Source organism: Polaromonas sp. CT11-55 (assembly GCF_047303325.1).
Taxonomy (GTDB): domain Bacteria; phylum Pseudomonadota; class Gammaproteobacteria; order Burkholderiales; family Burkholderiaceae_C; genus Polaromonas.
On sequence record NZ_JBKBEX010000014.1, the window covers coordinates 95915 to 117514 of the forward strand.

The 21600-nt window shown below is 65.2% G+C and carries 19 protein-coding genes; 14 read left to right on the forward strand and 5 right to left on the reverse strand.

Annotated elements, in window-relative coordinates; genetic code table 11:
• Nucleotides 1–13: 13 nt before the first annotated feature.
• The 5 genes from mfd (at nucleotide 14) to ACEN8I_RS14530 (ending at nucleotide 8828) form a co-directional block, all read left to right on the forward strand.
• A complete protein-coding gene (gene mfd, locus ACEN8I_RS14510) occupies nucleotides 14–3502 on the forward strand; it encodes a transcription-repair coupling factor (protein WP_413329193.1) in 3489 nt (1162 codons plus the stop codon).
• Nucleotides 3499–4209, forward strand: coding sequence for a phosphoserine phosphatase SerB (serB, locus tag ACEN8I_RS14515; protein ID WP_413329194.1), 711 nt, complete (start codon nucleotides 3499–3501; stop codon nucleotides 4207–4209). The genes mfd and serB overlap by 4 nt, the downstream gene beginning before the upstream one ends.
• A gap of 39 nt (nucleotides 4210–4248) precedes the next feature.
• On the forward strand, nucleotides 4249–6108 hold the full coding sequence (locus tag ACEN8I_RS14520; RefSeq protein ID WP_413329195.1) for an ABC transporter ATP-binding protein: 1860 nt from the start codon (nucleotides 4249–4251) through the stop codon (nucleotides 6106–6108).
• A gap of 142 nt (nucleotides 6109–6250) precedes the next feature.
• Complete coding sequence (locus tag ACEN8I_RS14525; protein WP_413329196.1) at nucleotides 6251–7672, forward strand: TolC family outer membrane protein; 1422 nt, start codon at nucleotides 6251–6253, stop codon at nucleotides 7670–7672.
• The gene (locus ACEN8I_RS14530; RefSeq protein WP_413329197.1) at nucleotides 7644–8828 is read left to right on the forward strand and encodes a 2OG-Fe(II) oxygenase; all 1185 of its coding nucleotides are present in this window, start codon (nucleotides 7644–7646) and stop codon (nucleotides 8826–8828) included. Before ACEN8I_RS14525 ends, ACEN8I_RS14530 begins: the two co-directional genes overlap by 29 nt.
• Nucleotides 8829–8834: 6 nt before the next feature.
• Here the strand turns inward: ACEN8I_RS14530 and ACEN8I_RS14535 are convergent, their stop codons facing one another.
• From ACEN8I_RS14535 to ACEN8I_RS14550, 4 genes are all read right to left on the reverse strand, one after another.
• Nucleotides 8835–10427: an alkaline phosphatase D family protein gene (locus ACEN8I_RS14535; protein WP_413329198.1), complete on the reverse strand. Its 1593-nt coding sequence runs from the start codon at nucleotides 10425–10427 to the stop codon at nucleotides 8835–8837.
• An 11-nt stretch (nucleotides 10428–10438) separates the two neighbouring features.
• On the reverse strand, nucleotides 10439–13279 hold the full coding sequence (locus tag ACEN8I_RS14540; protein ID WP_413329200.1) for a 7TM diverse intracellular signaling domain-containing protein: 2841 nt from the start codon (nucleotides 13277–13279) through the stop codon (nucleotides 10439–10441).
• Nucleotides 13276–13557 carry an HNH endonuclease gene (locus tag ACEN8I_RS14545; RefSeq protein ID WP_413329202.1) on the reverse strand — a complete coding sequence of 94 codons (282 nt, stop codon included), beginning with the start codon at nucleotides 13555–13557 and terminating at the stop codon, nucleotides 13276–13278. Before ACEN8I_RS14545 ends, ACEN8I_RS14540 begins: the two co-directional genes overlap by 4 nt.
• 95 nt (nucleotides 13558–13652) lie before the next feature.
• Complete coding sequence (locus ACEN8I_RS14550; protein WP_413329203.1) at nucleotides 13653–14456, reverse strand: DUF2726 domain-containing protein; 804 nt, start codon at nucleotides 14454–14456, stop codon at nucleotides 13653–13655.
• A 325-nt stretch (nucleotides 14457–14781) separates the two neighbouring features.
• Between ACEN8I_RS14550 and ACEN8I_RS14555 the strand changes: the two genes are divergently transcribed.
• From ACEN8I_RS14555 to ACEN8I_RS14580, 6 genes are all read left to right on the forward strand, one after another.
• Entirely contained in the window at nucleotides 14782–15672 is an 891-nt protein-coding gene (locus ACEN8I_RS14555) for a dienelactone hydrolase family protein (RefSeq protein ID WP_413329204.1), read from the forward strand.
• Between the two features lie 192 nt (nucleotides 15673–15864).
• Nucleotides 15865–16632, forward strand: coding sequence for a basic amino acid ABC transporter substrate-binding protein (locus ACEN8I_RS14560; RefSeq protein WP_413329205.1), 768 nt, complete (start codon nucleotides 15865–15867; stop codon nucleotides 16630–16632).
• Between the two features lie 20 nt (nucleotides 16633–16652).
• Nucleotides 16653–17420, forward strand: coding sequence for an amino acid ABC transporter permease (locus tag ACEN8I_RS14565; RefSeq protein ID WP_413329206.1), 768 nt, complete (start codon nucleotides 16653–16655; stop codon nucleotides 17418–17420).
• A complete protein-coding gene (locus ACEN8I_RS14570; RefSeq protein ID WP_413329220.1) occupies nucleotides 17407–18129 on the forward strand; it encodes an amino acid ABC transporter ATP-binding protein in 723 nt (240 codons plus the stop codon). Before ACEN8I_RS14565 ends, ACEN8I_RS14570 begins: the two co-directional genes overlap by 14 nt.
• A 66-nt stretch (nucleotides 18130–18195) precedes the next feature.
• The gene (locus tag ACEN8I_RS14575) at nucleotides 18196–18714 is read left to right on the forward strand and encodes an O-acetyl-ADP-ribose deacetylase (RefSeq protein ID WP_413329208.1); all 519 of its coding nucleotides are present in this window, start codon (nucleotides 18196–18198) and stop codon (nucleotides 18712–18714) included.
• A 23-nt stretch (nucleotides 18715–18737) separates the two neighbouring features.
• A complete protein-coding gene (locus tag ACEN8I_RS14580; RefSeq protein WP_413329210.1) occupies nucleotides 18738–18932 on the forward strand; it encodes a hypothetical protein in 195 nt (64 codons plus the stop codon).
• Nucleotides 18933–18936: 4 nt separating this feature from the next.
• Here ACEN8I_RS14580 and ACEN8I_RS14585 read toward each other — a convergent pair whose 3' ends face one another.
• Nucleotides 18937–19503 carry a VTT domain-containing protein gene (locus ACEN8I_RS14585; protein ID WP_413329211.1) on the reverse strand — a complete coding sequence of 189 codons (567 nt, stop codon included), beginning with the start codon at nucleotides 19501–19503 and terminating at the stop codon, nucleotides 18937–18939.
• A 187-nt stretch (nucleotides 19504–19690) separates the two neighbouring features.
• Between ACEN8I_RS14585 and ACEN8I_RS14590 the strand changes: the two genes are divergently transcribed.
• The 3 genes from ACEN8I_RS14590 to ACEN8I_RS14600 all read left to right on the forward strand — a co-directional run bounded on the left by ACEN8I_RS14590 (nucleotide 19691) and on the right by ACEN8I_RS14600 (nucleotide 21561).
• Nucleotides 19691–20287 (forward strand): cytochrome b/b6 domain-containing protein, encoded by a 597-nt coding sequence (locus tag ACEN8I_RS14590; RefSeq protein WP_413329212.1) that lies wholly within the window; start codon nucleotides 19691–19693, stop codon nucleotides 20285–20287.
• A 38-nt stretch (nucleotides 20288–20325) separates the two neighbouring features.
• Nucleotides 20326–21120 (forward strand): molybdopterin-dependent oxidoreductase, encoded by a 795-nt coding sequence (locus ACEN8I_RS14595; RefSeq protein WP_413329213.1) that lies wholly within the window; start codon nucleotides 20326–20328, stop codon nucleotides 21118–21120.
• Between the two features lie 111 nt (nucleotides 21121–21231).
• Nucleotides 21232–21561 carry a pentapeptide MXKDX repeat protein gene (locus ACEN8I_RS14600; RefSeq protein ID WP_413329214.1) on the forward strand — a complete coding sequence of 110 codons (330 nt, stop codon included), beginning with the start codon at nucleotides 21232–21234 and terminating at the stop codon, nucleotides 21559–21561.
• The last annotated feature ends 39 nt before the right edge of the window (nucleotides 21562–21600 follow it).

Sequence of the window (21600 nt, forward strand, 5' to 3'; positions counted from 1 at the left end):
CGCGCACCGATTCATGCAGCTACCCCCACTCGCCTCCGGCAAACGCTACACCCTGCCCCAGCCCGCCGGTTCCGCCGATGCACTGCTGCTGGCCCGCCTGGGCAGCCGCGAAAAAGCCGCCGGCAAGCTCACCGCCATCGTCACTTCGGACGCCACCACGGCCCAGCGCCTGATGGACGAGATCGCCTTCTTCGAGCCCGACCTGCGCTGCGCCCTGTTCCCCGACTGGGAAACCCTGCCCTACGACACCTTCTCGCCGCACCAGGACCTGATCAGCGAGCGGCTAGCCACCTTGTGGCGCATCCAGCAGCGCGACAAGGAAACCGGCGCCGACGTGGTCATCGTGCCCGCCACCACGGCGCTATACCGCCTGGCGCCGCCCAGCTTCCTGGCCGGCTACACCTTCCAGTTCAAGGTCAAACAAAAGCTCGATGAAACGCGCCTCAAAGCCCAGCTCACGCTGGCCGGCTACAGCCACGTCACGCAAGTGGTCAGCCCCGGCGAATACGCGGTACGCGGCGGGCTGATCGATTTGTTCCCCATGGGCAGCCCCGTGCCCTACCGCGTCGACCTGTTCGACGACGAGATCGACAGCATCCGTACCTTCGACCCCGACAGCCAGCGCAGCCTATACCCCGTGCCCGAAGTACGTCTGCTGCCCGGGCGCGAATTCCCCATGGACGACGATGCTCGCGCCAAATTCCGCAGCCGCTGGCGCGAGTTGCTGGACGGCGACCCGACCAAAAGCCGTATCTACAAGGACATGGGCAACGGCGTGGCCACCGCCGGCATCGAGTACTACCTGCCGCTCTTCTTTGAAGAAACCGCCACGGTGTTCGACTACCTGGGCAGCGATGCCACCGTGGTGCTGCACGGCGACCTGGAGCCGGCCTTCCAGCGCTTCTGGCAGGACACCAAGGACCGCTACCGCCTGGTACGCGATGCGCCCGACCGCCCGGCGCTGCCGCCCGAATCGCTGTTCCTGGGCACCGAACAGTTCTACGCGCGCGCCAACGATTACGCCCAACTGGCCATACGCGCCACGGTGGAAGACGTGGCCGACAACGCCCAGTTCCAGAAACTCGGGGAAATGGCCGTGGTGCGCGGCGCCGAAGACCCGCTGGCCAAATTCAAGGGCCATGTGCACAACACCGCCCACCGCGTGCTGGTGCTGGCCGAAAGCGAGGGCCGGCGCGAAAGCCTGCTGGACTTCCTGCGCGCCAGCAGCGTCAGCCCGCCGGCCTTTGACTCGCTGGCCGACTTCCAGGCCAGCGACGAAAAGCTGGGTATTGCCACCGCGGCCCTCAACACCGGCTTCAGCTGGCTCGAGGAAGGCATAGACTTCATCACCGAGACCGAGCTGTTCGCCGCCGGCGCCACCGTGCGCCGCCGCAACAAAAAACAGGAACAGGTCAGCGACGTCGAGGCGCTGATCAAAGACCTCTCGGAACTCAACGTCGGCGACCCGGTGGTGCACAGCGCCCACGGTATAGGCCGCTACCACGGCCTCATCAATATGGACCTGGGCCAGGGCACGAATACCGACGGCACGCCGCTGCTGCAGGAGTTTTTGCACCTCGAATACGCCGACAAGGCCACACTCTATGTGCCGGTCAGCCAGCTGCACCTGATCAGCCGCTACACCGGCGTCAGTGCCGAAGAAGCACCCCTGCATAAGCTGGGCAGCGGCCAGTGGGAAAAAGCCAAGCGCAAGGCCGCCGAGCAGATACGCGACTCGGCTGCAGAGCTGCTCAACATCTACGCGCGCCGCGCCGCGCGCGAAGGCCATGCCTTCCGCTACTCGCCCGGCGACTACGAAACCTTTGCCAACGACTTCGGCTTTGAAGAAACCGCCGACCAGCGCGCCGCCATCCATGCCGTGATCCAGGACATGATCAGCCCGCGGCCCATGGACCGCCTGGTCTGCGGCGACGTGGGTTTCGGCAAGACCGAGGTCGCGTTGCGCGCCGCCTTCATCGCCGTCACCGGCGGCAAGCAGGTGGCCCTGCTGGCGCCCACCACCTTGCTGGCCGAGCAGCACTACCAGACGCTGGTGGACCGCTTCGCCAAATGGCCTGTCAAGATTGCCGAGATGAGCCGTTTCCGCTCCGGCAAGGAAATCAGCGCCGCCATCAAGGGCCTGGGCGACGGCACGGTCGACATCGTGGTCGGCACACACAAGCTGCTGAGCCAGGACGTGAAGTTCGAACGCCTGGGCCTGCTCATCATCGACGAGGAACACCGCTTCGGCGTGCGCCACAAGGAGGCCATGAAGGCCATGCGCGCCGAGGTCGATGTGCTGACGCTCACGGCCACGCCGATCCCGCGCACGCTGGGCATGGCGCTCGAAGGCCTGCGCGACCTCAGCGTGATCGCCACCGCGCCGCAGCGCCGCCTGGCCATCAAGACTTTTGTGCGAAGCGAAAACAACGGTGTGATCCGCGAGGCGGTGCTGCGCGAATTGAAGCGCGGCGGCCAGGTCTATTTCCTGCACAACGAGGTCGAGACCATACAGAACCGGCGCGAAAAGCTCGAAGAGATACTGCCCGAGGCCCGTATCGCCGTGGCCCACGGCCAGATGCCCGAGCGCGAGCTGGAACGCGTGATGAAGGACTTCATCGCCCAGCGCCACAACCTGCTGCTGTGCTCCACCATCATCGAAACCGGCATCGATGTGCCGACCGCCAACACCATCGTGATGAGCCGCGCCGACCGCTTCGGCCTGGCGCAGCTGCACCAGCTGCGCGGCCGCGTGGGCCGCAGCCACCACCAGGCTTATGCCTATTTGATGGTGCCTGACATCGAGGGCCTGACCAAGCAGGCCAGCCAGCGGCTGGAAGCCATCCAGCAGATGGAGGAACTCGGCTCGGGTTTTTACCTGGCCATGCACGACCTGGAAATCCGCGGCACCGGCGAAGTACTGGGCGAAAACCAGAGCGGCAACATGCTGGAAGTGGGTTTCCAGCTTTACAACGAAATGCTCAGCGAGGCCGTGGCCTCGCTCAAGGCCGGGCGCGAGCCCGATTTGCTGTCGCCGCTGAGCGTCACGACCGAAATCAACCTGCACGCCCCGGCCCTGCTGCCCAACGACTACTGCGGCGATGTACACCTGCGCCTGTCTTTCTACAAGAAACTGGCAACTGCCAAGAACACGGACCAGATCGATGCGCTGCTCGAGGAAATCGTCGACCGCTTCGGCAAGCTGCCGGCGCAGGCGCAGACGCTGATCGACGTGCACCGCCTGCGCGTGATCGCCAGGCCTTACGGCGTGGTCAAGGTCGATGCCGCGCCCGGCGCCATCAGCATCACCTTCAAGAAGGACCCGCCCATCGATTCGATGGCCATCATGCAGCTGATCCAGAAAAACCGGCACATCCGGCTGGCCGGCAACGACAAGCTGCGCATAGAGCGCGAGCTCGAAAATCCCAAGGACCGCGCCCAGATGGTGCGCGACGTCCTGCGTTCACTCGGACAACCCACCAAGGAAGCCACGCCCGCATGACCCCCGCAGAAATCTCCCCCGGCCTCGTCGTCAACGTCGCCACGCCCGAGCTCAAGCTCGGTGCCTTCAAACTGATCGCCTTCGACATGGACTCCACGCTGATCAACATCGAATGCGTCGACGAAATCGCCGACGCCGCCGGCCGCAAGGCCGAGGTGGCGGCCATCACCGAGGCGGCCATGCGCGGCGAGATCAGCGACTACAAGGAAAGCTTGCGCCAGCGCGTGGCCCTGCTCAAGGGCGTCAGCGTGGCCAGCATGGAGCAGGTCTACCGCGAGCGCCTCCAGCTCAACCCCGGCGCGGCGGAACTGGTGAAGGCCTGCAAGCAGGCCGGCATGAAGGTGCTGCTGGTCAGCGGCGGCTTCACCTTTTTCACCGACCGCGTGCGCGACGAGCTCGGCATCGACTACACACGCTCCAATGTCCTGGAGGTGGAGGACGGCTTTCTCACCGGCCGCATGGTGGACCAGCCCTGGGGCGACATCTGCGACGGCGCGGAAAAGAAAAAAATGCTGCTGGAAACCTGCGGCAAGCTGGGCATCAACCCGCTGCAAGCCATCGCCATGGGCGACGGCGCCAACGACCTGCCCATGATGGGCGTGGCCGGCCTGTCCGTGGCCTACCATGCCAAGCCGCGCGTGCGCGAGCAGGCCATGGTGGCTATCAATGAAGGCGGACTGGACCGCCTGCTGGAACTGGTGAAATAACCGGGCAGCGCACACCAAACGAAAGCACCCACCGAAGCGATGTTGTTCAGCAAATTCGAGAAACTGCTGCACCCCTACCCCGAGGGTGAACCCAGCCTGCCGCCCAAGGGTTTTATCGCCTTCATCTGGGCATGCAGCCGCGGCGCGCGCGGCTACATCCTGGCGCTGGCCCTGCTGTCCGCCGCCATGTCGGCCTTCGAAGCCCTGATGTTCGCCATGCTGGGCCGCATTGTCGACTGGCTGGGTAAGGCTCAACCGGCGCAGCTGTGGACGGTCCACGGCAGTACGCTCACGGTGCTGGCCTGGATTGTCGTCGCCAGCATCCTGGTGGTGGCGCTGCAGACCATCGTCAAGCACCAGACCATCGCCATCAACTTCCCCATGCGCCTGCGCTGGAACTTCCACCGCCTGATGCTGGGCCAGAGCATGGCCTTCTACCAGGACGAGTTCGCCGGCCGCCTGACCACCAAGGTCATGCAGACGGCGCTGGCCGTGCGCGATACCCTGTTCGTGCTGGCCGACGTGCTGGTGGCCATGGCGGTCTATGTGGCCACCATGACGGTGCTGGCGGCCGCTTTCGACATGAAGCTGATCGCGCCCTTCCTGATCTGGCTGGGGCTTTACATCGCCGCGCTGTTCTTCTTTGTGCCGCGGCTGGGCCGCATCGGCAAGCAGCAGGCCGACGCCCGTTCGCTGATGACGGGCCGCATCACCGACGCCTACACCAACATCACCACCGTCAAGCTGTTTTCCCATACCCAGCGCGAGGCGGCCTTCGCGCGCTCGGCCATGCAGGAGTTCATGAAAACCGGCTACAGCCAGATGCGGCTGGTCAGCGCATTCGAGATCGTCAACCACGCGCTCAGCATGGGCCTGATCCTGGGCATGGCCGGTACCTCGCTGTGGCTGTGGAGCCTGGGCCAGGTCGGTGCCGGCGCCGTGGCCGCCGCCACCGCCATGGCGCTGCGGCTGCAGGGCATGTCGCACTGGATCATGTGGGAGATGACCAGCCTGTTTGAAAGCGTGGGCACCGTGCAGGACGGCATCAACACCTTGTCGCGCCCGCGCGTGATCGAAGACAAGCCGGGCGCCGCCACCCTCGAAGTGCCGCGCGGCGAAGTGCGCTTTGACAATATCGGCTTCAGCTACGGCAAGGGCCCCCGGGTGATAGACGGCCTCACGTTGACCGTGAAACCTGGCGAAAAAATAGGCCTGATAGGCCGCTCCGGCGCGGGCAAGTCCACGCTGGTCAACCTGCTGCTGCGCTTTCATGACCTGGACGCCGGCCGCATCCTGATCGACGGCCAGGACATTTCCACGGTCACGCAGGACAGCCTGCGCAGCCATATCGGCATGGTGACGCAGGACACCTCGCTGCTGCATCGCTCGGTGCGCGACAACATCACCTACAGCCGGCCCACGGCCACCGAGGAGCAGATGCGCATCGCGGCCCGCCGCGCCGAGGCCGACGGTTTTATCGAATACCTCAGCGATCCGCACGGACGCAAAGGCTACGACGCGCATGTCGGCGAGCGCGGCGTGAAGCTCTCGGGTGGGCAGCGCCAGCGCATTGCGATTGCTCGCGTGATGCTCAAGGACGCGCCCATTCTGCTGCTGGACGAAGCCACCAGCGCGCTGGACTCCGAGGTCGAGGTCGCCATCCAGGGCAGCCTCAACACCCTGATGCAGGGCAAGACGGTGATCGCCATCGCGCACCGCCTGTCCACCATCGCCGCCATGGACCGCCTCATCGTGCTGGACCAGGGCCGCATCGTCGAGGAAGGCGATCACCGCACGCTGCTGGCCAATGGCGGCCTTTACGCGCGCCTGTGGGCACACCAGAGCGGCGGTTTCCTGAGCGACAACCTCGACGAAGAAGAAACCGAACTCGCCGCTTGAGCCGCGGCACACCGGCGCGTTCGGTGCATTCCGCGCGGGTATTTTCCGCAATGAAAGTCCAGCTGTGGACAATTGACGGCACAAGTGTCCATGGCCTCCCGTATGGTTCAAACAAGTTGAACACTACTGCAGGGAGGTCGAGGTGCAGGACTCCGAACCAAAGCCGGTGCATTCGCCGCGCTTCACGCTTCAAACATCAAAACCACATAGCACGCCGAATGCCGCGAGCAGCCGGCTGTGGCTGGCCGGCCTGCCGCTGCTGCTGCTGGCCTCGTTCAACGCACTGGCCGCCGATCTGCTGGAGGTCTACCGCCAGGCACAGGCACGCGACCCCGTTTACCGCGGCGCCGTTTACGCCCTGCAGGCGGCGCGCGAGCGGGTACCGCAGGCGCGCGCCGCGCTGTTGCCCGCCATCAACCTGGTCGGTTCCGCCGGCCGGCAAACCGGACGGGCCTCTTTCGATGAAACGCCGTCCGTGCAGCGCGACGTGCATACCCGCAGCTGGAACCTGCAACTGAGCCAACCCCTGTGGCGCGCCACCGCATCGGCGGCGCTGGACCAGGCCGGGCAGCAGGAATTGCTGGCCGAGGCGCAGTTCCGGCAGGCCGAACAGGAGCTTATCCTGCGCACCGCGCAGGCTTACCTCGACATACTGGTGGCCCAGGAGGCCGAGCACGTGGCTCACCTGCAAATAGGCGCCATGGAGCAGCAGCGCAACCTGGCCCGCCGCACCTTCGAAGGCGGGACGGGCACGGTAACCGATGTGCACGAAGCTCAGTCGCGGCTGGACCTCTCGCGCGCCCAGGCGGTAGTGGCCGGCAACGAGCTGCAGAACAAGCTGGCCGAGCTGACGCGCATTCTGGGGATTTCCCATGCCCGCCTGGCGGGTTTGCGCGCGGACGGCTCCCTGCCGCGAATGGAACCAGCGGGCCTGCAGCCCTGGCTGGACAGCGCGCGCGAGCAATCCATCCAGGTGCGCATCGCCCAGGCGACGCTGGAGGTGGCCGATCGCGAGATCGCCAAGAACCAGGCTGCGCACTCCCCCACCCTGGACTTGACGGCCTCCTACGGCAGCAACTTCACCTCCGGCAACATCACCTCCCCAGCCGATATTTCTGCGCGTTCACGCGCCACCCAGGTCGGCATGAGCCTGACCATCCCGCTCTACGCCGGCGGCGGCGTGCAGTCGCGCGTGCGCGAAGCCGTGGCATTAAAGGGCAAGGCCGCGGAAGACCTGGAAGCGGCGCGCCGGCAGGCGGTAACCCAGGCGCGCCAGGCCTTTGCGGGCGTCGTCAACGGCGCGGCACAGGCCCAGGCGCTGGCCTCGGCCATCACCTCCAGCAAAAGCTCGCTGGATGCCAACAAGGTGGGCTACCTCGTTGGCACGCGTATCAACATGGATGTGCTCAACGCCGAACAGCAGTTGTTCGCGGCCCAACGCGACTGGCACAAGGCGCGGGCCGAGACCCTGCTCCAGGGCCTGCGCCTGAAGGCCGCGAATGCCACGCTGGGCGAGGCGGACCTGAGCGCCATCAATGAGCTGCTGGAAACAGCAAACCCCTGACCCGCCCAAACCCCGCCGCCTTCGCACTCATCCGATGGGCAAATACTTCAACCTTCTCGCGGGCGATCCGGCGCCCTGGTTCCGGCAAAGGTCTTTCGCGAATCCGCGTTATTCGATTCACGCCGCCGCCGGCCGCTACATCGTGCTGTGCTTTTTCGGCAGCGCCGCCCACCCCCTGGGGCAGGCCGTGATCGCCATGGCCCTGCGCCGGCAGGATATCTTCAACGATGCGCACTGCTCTTTCTTCGGCGTCAGCCTGGATCCGCGGGACGAAAGCGAAAACCGCGTCGCTGACCGCTATCCCGGCTACCGCTTCCTCTGGGACTTTGACGCGCAGGTGAGCGAACTTTACGGCGTGGCGCCGCAGGACGCCAGCATGCTGGAAAAACGGGCCCGGATTCGCCGCCTGTGCTTTGTCCTGGACCCGACCCTCAGGATATTGAAAGTACTGCCTCTGGCGGATGCCGGTGACATGCAGGCGCTTTTGTCCTACCTTGCGGGCCTGCCACCGCCTTCGCGGTTCGCGGGCGTCGAGCTGCAGGCCCCCATCCTCCTGCTGCCGAATGTCTTCCCGCCAGAGTTCTGCCGGGAACTCATCACTCTTTACGAAACCCACGGAGGCAGGGAGTCGGGTTTCATGCGCGAGGAGAACGGCAAAACCGTCCTCGCCCACGATCATGGGCACAAGCGGCGCGAAGACTACGACATCACCGACCCAGCCATCATGCAGGCGGCACAAGCCTGGATTCATCGCCGTGTCGTTCCGGAGATCGCCAAGGTCCACCAATTCAAGGCCACCCGCATGGAGCGCTACGTCATCGGCTGCTACCGCGCCGACCAGCAGGCGCATTTCAGCGCCCACCGCGACAACACCACCCGCGGGACGGTCCACCGGCGCTTTGCCGTCTCCATCAACCTCAATGACGATTTCGAGGGCGGCGAGGTCAGCTTTCCCGAATACGGCCCCAGGTCCTTCAAGCCCCCGCCGGGCGGCGCCGTGGTGTTCTCCTGCTCCCTGCTGCATGCCGTGTCCACGGTGACCCGCGGGCGGCGTTACGCCTTCCTGCCTTTTCTCTACGACGACGAGGCCGCCAAGGTGCGCGAGGCCAACAATGCCTTCCTGGACAAAGGCCTTTTGGCGACGTACAAGGCCTAGCCGGTCCTAGGCTTTTTCAACCACCGGTCGCCCGGCCTGCACCGCGAACTTCGCCAGCGTCTGCACCCCGCTGTCGACGCGCGTGACATCGTCGACCACACGCAACGTGGTGGTTAGCATGCCCGGCGTCAACTCCACCACACCATAGCCTTTACGTGCAGCGTCAGCAAACACGAAGTGCGGGTTCTCGGCCAGGGTGTCCGGGATTTTCGCGTTGTCGCCCGAGCGTGATGTGATGCTGGTGCCGCAGAACTCGGTGCCCACAGCCGCACTGGCCGCGTCGGCATAGTCGGCCTTGATGTGACCTACCCAGTTCTCATGCACGTCGCCGCCCAGCAACACCGGGTTGGCCACGGCATGCTTGCGCAACGAATCGGTAAAACGCGTGCGCGCCGCGGTATAGCCGTCCCAGCCGTCGTTCCAGAGCACCTGCCCCGATCCCGGGCGGAAATCGCGCTGGCCGAAGAGCGATTGCTGGCCCACCAGGTTCCAGCCCACCGCCTTGCCCGCGTCGCCGCCCCACTCGGCGTCCAGCCAGCTTTCCTGCTGCGCACCCAGCATGCTGCGCGCCGGGTCTTTCCACGCGGAGCAACTGGCCGGGTTCAGCATGCTGGAGCCGGCCCTGCCCTCACGCGTGCAGACCTGAGCGTCCTTGTATTGCCGCGCGTCCAGCATGTAGAGCGAGGCCAGCCGGCCGTAGGGCAGGCGCTGGTAGATGCGCATCTCGGCGCCGCCAGCCAGGCCCGCCATGGCGCGGGTCAGCACCGAGGCACGCAGCGGCATGTGTTCGTAAAACGCCTGGTAGGCTGCGGCACGCCGAGCCGCAAAATCTGTCACGGGTGGCCCGCTGTAGCCGGGTGATACGCCCGCATAGTCGTTCTGCACCTCGTGGTCGTCCCAGGTCACCAGCCAGGGGCAGGCCGCGTGCATGGCCTGCAGGTCGGCGTCGCTTTTGTGCAGGGCATAGCGCGCGCGATAGTCGTCCAGCGTCAGCACCCAGCCGCCGGTGGGCTTGCGCACGGCCTGGGCGGCATTGGGGTATTCGTAGATGTAGTCGCCCAGGAACATCACCAGGTCGAGGTTCTCATCGCGCATGTGCCGGTAGGCGCTGTAATAGCCGTGCTCCCAGCGCTGGCAGGAGGCATAGGCCAGCCGCAGGCGCGCCACCTCGGCGCCGGGCGCGGGGAAGGTGCGCGTGCGGCCGGTGGCGCTCACGGCATGGCCCACGGCGAAGCGGTAGAAATACCAGCGGTCGGGCTCCAGCCCGCGCACCTCCACGTGCACCGAATGCGCCAGCCCGGCCACGGCCTGCGCCTGGCCGGCCTGCGCAATGCGCGTGAAGCCCTCGTCATGCGCGACCTCCCAGCGAACGGCCACCGGGGCCGGCTGCAGGCGCAAGGCCTCATCGCCATCCAGCACCAGCCGCGTCCAGAGCACCACGGACTCATGCGTGGGCGAACCGCTGGCCACGCCCAGCGTGAAGGGGTCACCGGCCAGCCGCGTCTGTGCGACCGCCCTGCCCGGCAGGTACAAGCCGGCGCCCGCCGCCGCCAGCGACTGCAGCAGCCGGCGCCTTTGGATCACGAGCGGCGTGTTCATGAATGCGGCCTTCAGTGCCTGGCCGGCAGGCGCACCGTGAAGGTGGTGCCCGAACCGGCGCTGCTGCGCACGTCTATGGTGCCGCCATGGATGTCGACCGCATTGCGCACGATCGCCAGGCCCAGGCCCGTGCCCTGGATGGTGCCCACGTTGCTGGCGCGGTGGAAGGACTCGAACAGGTGCGGCAGTTCATCTTCGGGAATGCCTATGCCCTGGTCCTCGACCTCCAGGACCACCATGCCCTCCTCGGTCCGTACGCGGAACAGCACCAGGCCGCCCAGCGGCGAATACTTGACCGCGTTGGACAGCAGGTTGCTGAAGATGTGGCGCAGCAGCTTCTCGTCGTAAAGCCCCTGGCCTGTTCCGGCCGTGTAGTCCAGGCGCAGCTCGCACAGGCTGCCGGGCTGCTGCATGCGCGCTTCCTCGACCAGTTGCTGGCACAGCGCCTGCAGGTCCAGCGGATGCGGCTCGAACTCCAGCATCTGCGCATCGGCCTTGCCCAGCATCAGCACGCGATCCAGCATGCGCGTCATGCGCTTGACGCCCGCGGCGATGCTGTCGAGGATTTCCAGTTTCTCGGATTCGGGCAGCCGGCTGCCGTAATGCCGCAGCAACTCCTCGGCCGACAGGATGCCCGACAAAGGCGTGCGGAATTCATGGCTGGTCATGGCCACAAAGCGGGTGCGCAGCTCGTTGAGCGCGCGTTGTTGCTCCAGCGCCTCGCGCGTGTCCTCTTCCGACTGCTTGCGTTCGGTGATGTCCAGGAAGGCCCAGATCACGCCGGACTCCGGCTCCCTGGGCTGGACGCAGCTGCCGGCCATCTGCACCCAGAAGAGCTGGCCGTCGCGGCGCCTGAGCTGGCGCTCGCTGATGTAGCTGCCGGTGGCGATCAGCGCCTCGCGGGCTTCCTTGCCGAACTGCTCCCAGGTGGCCAGGTCGGGGTGGATGTAGCTCGAGGGCTGGCCCATGAGCGCCTCGCGCGAGCTGCCCATCATCTGCGCGAACTTCTCGTTAACCCATTCATGGCGGCGGTTCACCGACAGCACGATGCCCACCAGCGCGCTGTTGAGGATGGCCTCGCGCTCCGACGAGGTGCGCATCAGCTGCGCCTCCAGCTCCTTGCGCCGCGTGATATTGATGATGACCCAGACCGTGCCCTGGCTCAGGTCGCGCTCGCTGACCGCCTTGCCCGACAGCGACACCCAGATCAGCGTGCCGTCGTACTGCTTGACCTGGATCTCGGCTTCGTAGTTCTCGCCGCGGCTGACGCAGGCGGCCACCTCGCCGCCCACCCGCAGGTACTCCTCGCGCGAAAGGTAGAAGGGCTCCATCGAGGTCAGCTCGTTGCTGCCCACACCGAAGACCTCCAGCATGGCCTGGTTGGCCCAGCGAAAACGGCCGTCCGGCGTCAGGAAAGCAATCCCGACGATGGAGTTTTCCAGGATCATCTCGCGCTCCTTGAGCTGCGTGCGGAAATTTTCCTGCGAGGCGCTCAAGGCTTCGACCATGGCGTGCTCGGCCATGATGCGCGCCTGCGCCTGCTCCTTCTCGCGGCGCGTGACGTTGATGCGGTCGGCCAGCGCGAACGACAGCACCACCATCTCCAGCGCCGAACCAATCAGCAGGGAGTTGGCCGTCAGCGCATGCGACGGCAGCGCGCCGGTGTTGTGCAGCGCCAGCGTCACCACGCCCACCAGCAGCAGGGCCCAGGCCGCCAGGAAGTATTTGGCGCCCGGGTGGCCGGAACGCACACTCAGCACGCCCACCACCACCAGGGTAATGACGCTGAAGACCGCCAGCACCGTCACCATCAGCGACGACACGATATAAGGCAGCGTCAGCGCCGCCAGCAAGGTCAGCAGCCAGCCCGCCACCAGGGCCCGCATCAGCCGGTCCAGGCGCGGCATCCTGATCGCGCTGGACAGAAAGCTGCGCGCGAACAGCAGGCCGAAGACCGCCGTCGCGGCCATGCCGGCGGGCGGGGACACGCTGTTCCACCAGAGCTGGTCCGGCCACAGAAACTGCGCGCCGAAACCGGTCAGCGCCGCCTGCGCCACGGCCATGCAGGCCACAAAGGCGACGTAAATCAGGTAGGCCCGGTCGCGCACCGAGAAAAACAGCAGCAGGTTGTACAGCAGCAGGCCTATCAGCAGGCCGAAGTACAGGCTGATGGTGGCGTACTCCGCCTGGTCGTGCTGCCACAGCGCCGCGGGTTGCCACAGGTTCACCGGCGCCGATACCGTGCCGCCCGAACTCACGCGCAGATAAAGCGTGCTGGCGGCGCCGGGCTTGAGATGCAGCGGCATCACGTGATTGCGGTGCACCACAGCCCGTTCGGCAAAGGGCGACAGGTCGCCGCCCACCTGACGGCTGAAGCCGCCCTTGCCGTCAGGCGCATACAGCTCCAGCCTGTCCAGCGGCGGGTAGGCGAGTTCCAGCATCCAGTCGGCAGGGGCGCCGCGCTCGGGGCGCAACGTCACGCGCAGCCAGATGGCCGAGCGGGTCAGGCCGAAATTGGTGGCCGGGCCGGTTTGCGGCACCGGCTGGAAGCGCGCCTGGGCCTCGGGTTTGAGCAGGTCGGCCAGCACCAGTTCGCCGCCTGCGTCTTCCAGGTAGAAGAAAGAACGCGACAGCGCGTAGCGGCCTTCATGGCCTATGGCGACTTCATGGCCGGTATCGGCAGGGGTGGGGGCCTGCGCCACCGGGGCGGCGGGCACTTGAGCCTTTGTTTTTGCCGTCGCAGTTGCCGGCGTTACCGGCGTTTTCGGCTTTTGCGCGGCGGCCGGAAATACCAGGCTGGCCAGCAGCACAACCTGCAGCAGCCACGCCCCCCGCAACCAGGCCCGCCTCATGCGGGAACGCCAGGGTCAGCGCGCCTGAGCACCCGCCCCGGCGCAGCCGCCGAAGCCGGCACCACACCAGCGGCGTGCCGCTGGCCGTTGCAGACTTCATGGCTGATGGCGAGGTTTTCCGCGTGGCTGTTGCCGCCCTCGCTCAACGGTTTGATGTGTTCCAGCGTCGCGGCCTGGGGCGTGACATGTTCGCCGCAGACCCAGCAGGGCACCACGCCGTGCAGCTGACGCGCCACGGTCTTGTAGATCTTGTCCCGGGTATGGCCCAGCCTGCTCACGATAGCGTTTTCATCGCGACAGGGCCAGGACCGGAAGGCTCAGGGCGTGCCGGGGCAAACGCCTGCGGGGGCTCGCGCTCATAAAAACCCGCTGCCTATTCGAGCTTGGCCGGCCGCGCGTCCGCGGGCTCGATGAAGGAGTCTTCCCAGCTGGTCGAAAAACGGTTCTTCTTGTCGATGCGAAGGCCGCCGGTGCCGTCCGGGTTGAAACCGATGTCGCGGTTGGCCGCCTGGGCGGCCTCCTGCTTGGTTTCCTTGTTGAGTTCCTTGAGCGCGGCGTCCTTGGCGGCCCTCTTGCGCTCGCGGGTGAAGGATTCCAGGTCGGCGTGGAAGCTGCTGTCGCCGCCACGCGTTTCCTGGTGCTCCTCCATCAGTTCCTCGGGGATCTCGCCCAGGAAAGCCGCGCGCATGGCGCTCACGGTGGGCGGGCGGCCGGCTTTCACCGTGGTGTAGGCGATGCCGCAATCGGACAGCAGGTTCTCCTTGAGTTCCCGGCTGGCCCGGCTCACGTCGCGCTTGCCGCGCAAATCAACACAGCCCACCACCGTGCCGTCCAGCGTGCAGATGGTGAAGCTGGTGTAGACGCCGTTGAGCAGCTCAAGCAGGCGCTCCTTCCTTTCCTTGTTTTTTTCCTTGTCCTTGTCTTTTTCGGTCGGAATCGTGAAGCGCAGCACCGGCAGCTTGAGCATGACCGCATGCTCGGGGAAAGCGCTGCGCAGCCACTTCCAGACCTCGTATTCATCGTCGGTCACGATCCCGCGCGCGGCCAGCGGCCATTTTTTGGGAATACGCAGCCTTTCACTCGCCTGTTGCCGCAACCAGCGGGCATGCAGCAGGACCCCGGCCAGCGCGCCCACGGCCACGCCCAGCAATGCCATCAGCCATGAAATCAGGTTCAAGATGCGGTTCTCCTCATGATTTGGGGGGCGCTGCTGCCTGAAGGCAGTCGCGGCTGGATGGCCCCGCTGGGCCCAGTGAGTCACAGAAAGCCCGCCGTGTCAATTGAAGCCGCGGCGGCCCAAGCCGCTATTAAAGCAGGTTTTTCCCGGCTTTCCACCGGTCGGTCACATAACAGGGCGCCCCAGCCCAGCCGGCATGGGCGCCGACAGCTATCTGTTTCATAGCAAGCCGGACTGCGGCCGGCGCCGCCGCCGTGTCGCGCGCGGGGCACCCTTTGCCAGGCGACGCCTGAATCGCTATGCTGGACTTTTTGCGGGAGCCGCCATGCCGATGAAGACCGCCCAGGACTTTGACCAGGAACTGCTGATTCTGTTTGACGCCTATGTGCACGGCAACCTGGACCGGCGCGGCTTCCTGGAGCGCGCCCAGAAGTTCGCCACCGCCGGCATGACGGCCACGGCCCTGCTGGCGGCCTTGAGCCCGAACTTTGCCGCGGGGCAGCAAGTCGCCAAGGACGACCAGCGCATCAAGACCGAAACCGTCAGCTACCCCTCCTCCGCCGGAACCGGCACCGTCAAGGGCTACCTCGCGAAACCGGCCAATGCCGGCGCCAAGCTGCCCGCAGTGCTGGTCATCCACGAGAACCGCGGCCTCAACCCTCATATAGAAGACATCGCGCGCCGCCTGGCGCTGGACAATTTCATCGCCTTCGCGCCCGATGCCCTGACGCCGCTGGGCGGCTACCCCGGCGACGAAGACAAGGCGCGCGAGCTGTTCGCCAGGCTCGACCAGCGCAAGTGCGTGGAGGACTTCGTGGCCGCCGTCACCTACCTGAAAGGCCGTGACGACTGCAGCGGCAAGCTGGGCGTGGTCGGATTCTGCTACGGCGGCGGCATGACGCATACGCTGACCACCCGCCTGCCCGAACTCAACGCCGCCGTGCCTTTTTACGGCAACCAGCCCCCGGCCGAAGACGCCGCCAAGGTCAAAACTCCGCTGCTGCTCCATTTCGCGGCGGTCGACGAGCGCATCAACGCCTCCTGGCCGACCTATGAGGCAGCCCTGAAGGCGGCCGGCGTGAGCTACACCGCTTACCAGTACCCCGGCACCCAGCACGGCTTCAACAACGACACCACGCCGCGCTACGATGCGACCGCCGCCAAGCTGGCCTGGGAGCGCACCCTGGCGTTTTTCAACCGGCAACTCAGGTCCTGACCGCCCGCAGGCCCCGCTTTGGGCCCTCTTTTTGGGTGTTTTTCCCCTGCCGCCCATCCCCTCTTCGCGAAAACCCTGCCCGCCGGCCGCCGGGCACGGCTTTTGCAGGCGTTACCATTGGCTACTTTCGCTTTTCGCCTCCCCGTACGGGCCGGCAAGCACTTTTCCCCCTTCCTTTTCTGGACACTGACTATGAATTTCCTGCACAAGATCGCCGCCACCGCCGGCCTGCTCATCCTCGCCTGCGGCACCGCCCAGGCACAAAACAAGGAGCTGGTCGTCGGCTCCAGCGCCACCTACCGCCCTTTTGCCTATGAAAGCCCGACCAAGGAAATCGTCGGCTACGACGTGGACATGATCAAGGCCATCGCCCAGAAGGCCGGCCTGCAGATCAAGATCGTCAACACCCCCTGGACCGGCATCTTCGCGGCCCTGAACAATGGCGACGTGGACCTGGTCATCTCCGGCGTCACCATCAACGACAAGCGCAAGCAGTCCTACGACTTCACCACCCCCTACTTCGAAGCGCGCCAGCTGATCGCCGTGCACAGCAACAGCACCGCCAAGGGCCTGAAGGACCTGGCCGGCAAGAAAATCGGCGTGGTCACCGGCAGCACCGGCGACGACATGGCTTCCCGCGAGTTCGGCAAGACCAACCCCGACATCCGCCGCTTTGAAAGCACGCCCGTGGTGATCTCCGAGCTGGCCAACAACGGCCTGGACGCAGCCATCGGCGACAACGGCGTGATCGCCTTCCGCACCCAGGAACACAAGCAGCTCAAGACCGTGTCCGACGCGAGCTTTCCCAAGGAATACTTCGGCATCGTCGTGAAGCAGGGCAACAAGGCGCTGCTGGACAAGCTCAACGCGGGCCTGGCCGCCGTCAAGGCCGACGGCAGCTACGCCACCATCTACAAGAAGTGGTTCCAGGCCGACGCACCCGCGTTGCCCGCACAATAATCCGCCGAGACTTCCCCGCTATGGAGCAAGTCCTCTGGTTCGGCTGGTTCCGGGCCGACATCATCGCGGAGTACGGCGTGCTGTTCTGGCGCGGCCTGCAGATGACCATCCTGGTGACGCTGATCTGCATCGTGCAGGGCACGGCGCTGGGCCTGGCCATCGGCATGGCGCGCGTGGCCGAATCGCGCCACTCGCCTGCCCGTGAGCTCTGCAAATACGCGCTGCGCTGGCCGTCCACCGTCTACGTCAGCTTTTTCCGCGGCACGCCGCTGTTCGTGCAGATCCTGCTGATCCACTTCGCCGTGCTGCCGCTGTTCATCAACCCGACGGACGGCATCGTCATCTCGGGTGAAGCCGCGCGCAACATCAAGCAGAACTACGGCGCCTTCCTCTCCGGCATCGTGGCCCTCACGCTCAATGCCGGCGCCTACATCTCCGAGATCTTCCGCGCCGGCATCCAGTCCATCGACAAAGGCCAGGTCGAAGCCTCGCGCTCGCTGGGCATGTCCTTCCCGCGCACCATGTACCACGTCGTGCTGCCGCAGGCCTTTCGCCGCATGCTGCCGCCGCTGGGCAACAACGCGATCGCGCTGCTGAAAGACTCGTCGCTGATCTCGGCGATTGGCCTTGCCGAACTCGCCTACGCCGCGCGCACCGTCGCCGGCGCTTACTCACGCTACTGGGAACCCTACCTCACCATCTCCGTCATGTACTGGGTGCTGACGCTGGGCCTGGCTTACCTTGTCAAGAAACTGGAGGCTCGTTATGGACGAGGTGATTCGCGTTAACCGGCTGACCAAGCAGTTTGGTCACACCCCGGTGCTGCGCGGCATCGACTGCGCCATCAAGGCCACCGAGGTGGTCTGCGTCATCGGCCCGTCCGGTTCAGGCAAGAGCACCTTCCTGCGCTGCCTCAACGGCCTGGAAGACGCCAGCGGCGGCGAAGTGCTGGTGCACGGCGTCTCGGTGCACGAACCCAAGACCGACGTCGACGCCCTGCGCTCCGAAATCGGCATGGTGTTCCAGCGCTTTAACCTGTTCCCGCACAAGACCGTGCTGGAAAACATCACGCTGGCACCCACCAAGGTGCGCAAGCTCACGGCGCTGGAGGCGCGCAACCGCGCCAGCGAGCTGCTCATCAAGGTCGGCCTGCTCGACAAGATAGACGCCTACCCCAACCAGCTCTCCGGCGGGCAGCAGCAGCGCGTGGCGATTGCCCGCGCGCTGGCCATGCAGCCGCGCATCATGCTGTTCGACGAGCCGACGTCCGCGCTGGACCCCGAAATGGTCGGCGAGGTGCTGGCCGTCATGCAGGCCCTGGCCGAAGAGGGCATGACCATGGTGGTCGTCACCCATGAAATGGGTTTCGCCCGCCAGGTGGCCGACCGCGTGATGTTCATCGACGAAGGCCTGGTGATTGAAGAGGGTTCGCCCAGCGAAATCTTTGACAACCCCAAGGAAGAACGGACCCGGCGCTTTTTGAGCAAGGTGTTGTAAGCCGACGGCCCGCGTTTGCGGGCCTCCTGCTTTTTGCGGCACTCGCCAACCCTCAAGGAACCCGCCATGCCCGCCATACTCCGGGCCGTCCAGGCCGACATCACCAAATTGCAGCTTGACGCCATCGTCAATGCCGCCAATTCATCGCTGCTGGGTGGGGGCGGTGTCGACGGCGCCATACACCGCGCCGCCGGCCCCGAGCTGGTCCATGAATGCCGTCTGCTGGGCGGCTGCAAGACAGGTGAAGCCAAAGCGACCAAGGGCTATCGCCTCCCCGCCAAATTCATCATCCACACTGTAGGCCCGGTATGGCGCGGCGGCGGCAATGGCGAGCCTGAGCTGCTGGCTTCCTGCTACAAGCGATCAATGGAGATCGCAGCAACCAAAGACATAGCCTCGCTGGCCTTTCCCTGCATCAGCACCGGCATTTACGGCTACCCCCTTGAGCTGGCCGCCGAGGTTGCAATCGCCAGCGTGCGCCAGGCCTTGCAACAGCCCTCCTCCATCAGCGAGGTGGTGTTCTGCTGCTTCTCGGCGCAAGATCTCGCGGTTTATGAGCGCCTGCTTGCGGGTGCAGCGGCTTGAGCTTGCCGCAACGCGCAAACACCATGTTCTGGTCCAAAACCTGGCGAGGCAAACTCCTGGAAAGCGGCTTGCAGTTGCTCGAAACGGCGGTGGGCTTCGGGTTCGTCACCACGGCGGCTGTCGCTGCGGCCGTGGGGAAGTTCATCCTGGCCGGGATTTTGCTGGCCCTTGCGCTGGCAGTCCTGCTTCGTTTTTTCCGCCGGCGAGCACCCCGCTAGCCTCTCAATACCCCGGCACCTTGAGCATCCGTGCCAGGTAGTCAAAAAACACGCAATACAGCGCGATAGGCAGCGGCAGGCCCAGCAGGGTCCCTAACAGGTAGTCGCGAAACTTCACGCCCGACATCGCCAGCGCATAGTTCAGCGCCGGCGCGGTCTGCAGCAAGGTGCGCAGCAACACGATACCGGCCACAGGCCGCGCGTCGAGTTGCGCGAGCACGCGCCGCACCCAGCCGCCTTTGATCTGCCGCAAGGCATCGCCGCCCAGCAGGCGTATCAGCCAGAAGGTGAAAGCGCATGACAGCACCGCCGCGAGATAGGTCGCCACGCCGCCCCAGGCTTCGCCCAGCGCCAGCACCGCGGCCGCCAGGAATATCCAGCCCGGGATCTGGACCAGATTGCCCAGCGCGAACAGCGCGATAAAGATCAGCAGCCCGCTGGCCTCGTTGTCCAGAAACTTCTGGTGCAAAAACGCCAGGCTGAAGTTGTCCCGCAGGCCCGAGAGCTGGAACACCGCCAGCAGCAGGCCCAGAAAGGCCAGCACGGCGAACAGTCGTTTAAAGCGATTCATGGGTGGGCGGTATGCGGTTGTGGGGTAACGGTTGGAGCTGCCAGCGATTTTCCTGCAAAAAAAATTCGGCGGGCCTGTAAGAAACGCCCGCCCCGCCCGACCAAAGCCCAACACGCAGCAAAACTGCGGCGGAAATCCCGGCTACCTCCAGGCAGCCGGGCCTTTGCGGAACCTCGAGGAGCACCTGATGAAAACAAGCACGAACGCCATACACCCCGGCTGGCTGCGCGCCATGCACTGGCTCAACGCGCTGGCCGTCGTCCTGCTGATGATGAGCGGCTGGCGCATCTACAACGCCACCGCCTTCCTGGGCTTTGCCATTCCCAAAGAGCTCACCCTGGGCGGCTGGCTGGGCGGCGCGCTGCAGTGGCACTTTGCCGCCATGTGGCTGCTGTTCTTCAATGGCCTGCTCTACCTGGGCTTCAACCTCTTCACGCGACGGCTGTTCCACAAGTTTTTTCCGCTCACCCCCAAAGGCATTGCGGCCGACCTGCTGGCTGCCCTGAAAGGCAAGCTGACCCATGCCGACCCGCGCCACTACAACATGGTGCAGCGCCTGGCCTACCTGTTTGTCATGGCCGACAGCGTGCTCATCGTCGTGTCCGGCCTGGTGCTCTGGAAGTCGGTGCAGTTCCCGCTGCTGCGCGAATTGATGGGCGGCTATGAGGGCGCGCGCCTGGTGCACTTTTTCGCGATGGCCGCGCTGGCCGGTTTTGTCGCCGTGCACCTCGTGATGGTGGCCCTGGTGCCCAAAACGCTGGTCTACATGCTGCGCGGGCGCTGAGCCTCGTCGCGGAAAAATCAGAAAAATCAGGAGAGAACATGGACATCCAACGCCCCAGGCGTCTTCACAACATCGACAGCGACGCCGTCCTCAAGGAAGCCGTGGACCGCATCGCCTCCGCCCACAAGCTCTCGACGGCCCGCCGCAACTTTTTACGCGGCTCGCTCACCCTGGGCGGCCTCGCCATGCTGAGCGGCTGCATGCTGGACGACAGCGAATCCGTCAACACCGCGCTCAGCCGCATCTCGCGCCTCAACGACGACGTGCAGGGCCTGCTGTTTGACCCCAACCGTCTGGCGCCCACTTACCCCGACTCCATGATCACACGGCCCTTTCCTTTCAACGCTTACTACGGCGAGGACGAAGTGCGTGAAGTGGAGGAAGAAAGCTACCGCCTCGAAGTCGCCGGCCTGGTCGCCGACAGGCGCAAATGGTCGCTGCCCGAGCTGCGTGCCATGCCCCAGGCCGACCAGGTCACGCGCCACATCTGCGTCGAAGGCTGGAGCGCCATCGGCAAATGGGGCGGTGTGCCCTTCTTCCACTTTTTGCGCAGGGTGGGCGCCGACACCACCGCCAAGTATGTGGGTTTTAAATGCGCCGACGACTACTTCACCAGCATAGACATGGCCACCGCCCTGCACCCCCAAACCCTGCTGGCGCTGACATACGACGGCCAGGTGCTGCCGCCCAAATACGGCTTTCCGATGAAGCTGCGCATGCCCACCAAGCTCGGCTACAAGAACCCCAAACACATCCAGGCGATTTTTGTCACCAACACCTACCCTGGCGGCTACTGGGAAGACCAGGGCTACAACTGGTTCGGAGGCAGCTGAGCCCGCTCAGACGCCCCGCAACGCCGGCAAGGCATTCATGGATTCCCAGCCCTTGCCGTTTTTTTTCTTCAACAACTTTTCCAACAATCTTTCATCAAGGACCACACCATCATGAATACCAAGACTTTGACCGCCGCCCTCATCTCTGCCTGCCTGCTTGCCGCCGGCGGCAGCGCCCTGGCGCAGGACGCCATGAAAAAAGACGCCATGGGTAAGGATGCCATGAGCAAAGACGCCATGGCCAAGGACGGCATGAAGAAAGATGCCATGGGTAAGGACGCTATGGCCAAAGATGCCATGGGCAAGGACGCCATGGCGAAAGACGGCATGAAGCATGACGACAAGATGGCCATGACCAAGAAAGACAAGATGAAAAAGGAAGCCATGGCCAAGGACGGCATGAAGAAAGATGCCATGGGCAAGGATGAAATGAAGAAATAAGCAACACCGCGCAGCACGGGAGCCGGCCTGACGGCCCGG

Excerpts from the sequence above, each read along its gene's own strand:
- serB (WP_413329194.1), top strand. The coding sequence starts at position 3,499 with ATGACCCCCGCAGAAATCTCCCCCGGCCTCGTCGTCAACGTCGCCACG.
- mfd (WP_413329193.1), top strand. The coding sequence starts at position 14 with ATGCAGCTACCCCCACTCGCCTCCGGCAAACGCTACACCCTGCCCCAG.
- ACEN8I_RS14560 (WP_413329205.1), top strand. The coding sequence starts at position 15,865 with ATGAATTTCCTGCACAAGATCGCCGCCACCGCCGGCCTGCTCATCCTC.
- ACEN8I_RS14575 (WP_413329208.1), top strand. The coding sequence starts at position 18,196 with ATGCCCGCCATACTCCGGGCCGTCCAGGCCGACATCACCAAATTGCAG.
- ACEN8I_RS14555 (WP_413329204.1), top strand. The coding sequence starts at position 14,782 with ATGCCGATGAAGACCGCCCAGGACTTTGACCAGGAACTGCTGATTCTG.
- ACEN8I_RS14600 (WP_413329214.1), top strand. The coding sequence starts at position 21,232 with ATGAATACCAAGACTTTGACCGCCGCCCTCATCTCTGCCTGCCTGCTT.
- ACEN8I_RS14540 (WP_413329200.1), bottom strand. The coding sequence starts at position 13,279 with ATGAGGCGGGCCTGGTTGCGGGGGGCGTGGCTGCTGCAGGTTGTGCTG.
- ACEN8I_RS14565 (WP_413329206.1), top strand. The coding sequence starts at position 16,653 with ATGGAGCAAGTCCTCTGGTTCGGCTGGTTCCGGGCCGACATCATCGCG.
- ACEN8I_RS14580 (WP_413329210.1), top strand. The coding sequence starts at position 18,738 with ATGTTCTGGTCCAAAACCTGGCGAGGCAAACTCCTGGAAAGCGGCTTG.
- ACEN8I_RS14585 (WP_413329211.1), bottom strand. The coding sequence starts at position 19,503 with ATGAATCGCTTTAAACGACTGTTCGCCGTGCTGGCCTTTCTGGGCCTG.
- ACEN8I_RS14530 (WP_413329197.1), top strand. The coding sequence starts at position 7,644 with ATGAGCTGCTGGAAACAGCAAACCCCTGACCCGCCCAAACCCCGCCGC.
- ACEN8I_RS14590 (WP_413329212.1), top strand. The coding sequence starts at position 19,691 with ATGAAAACAAGCACGAACGCCATACACCCCGGCTGGCTGCGCGCCATG.
- ACEN8I_RS14595 (WP_413329213.1), top strand. The coding sequence starts at position 20,326 with ATGGACATCCAACGCCCCAGGCGTCTTCACAACATCGACAGCGACGCC.
- ACEN8I_RS14520 (WP_413329195.1), top strand. The coding sequence starts at position 4,249 with ATGTTGTTCAGCAAATTCGAGAAACTGCTGCACCCCTACCCCGAGGGT.
- ACEN8I_RS14535 (WP_413329198.1), bottom strand. The coding sequence starts at position 10,427 with ATGAACACGCCGCTCGTGATCCAAAGGCGCCGGCTGCTGCAGTCGCTG.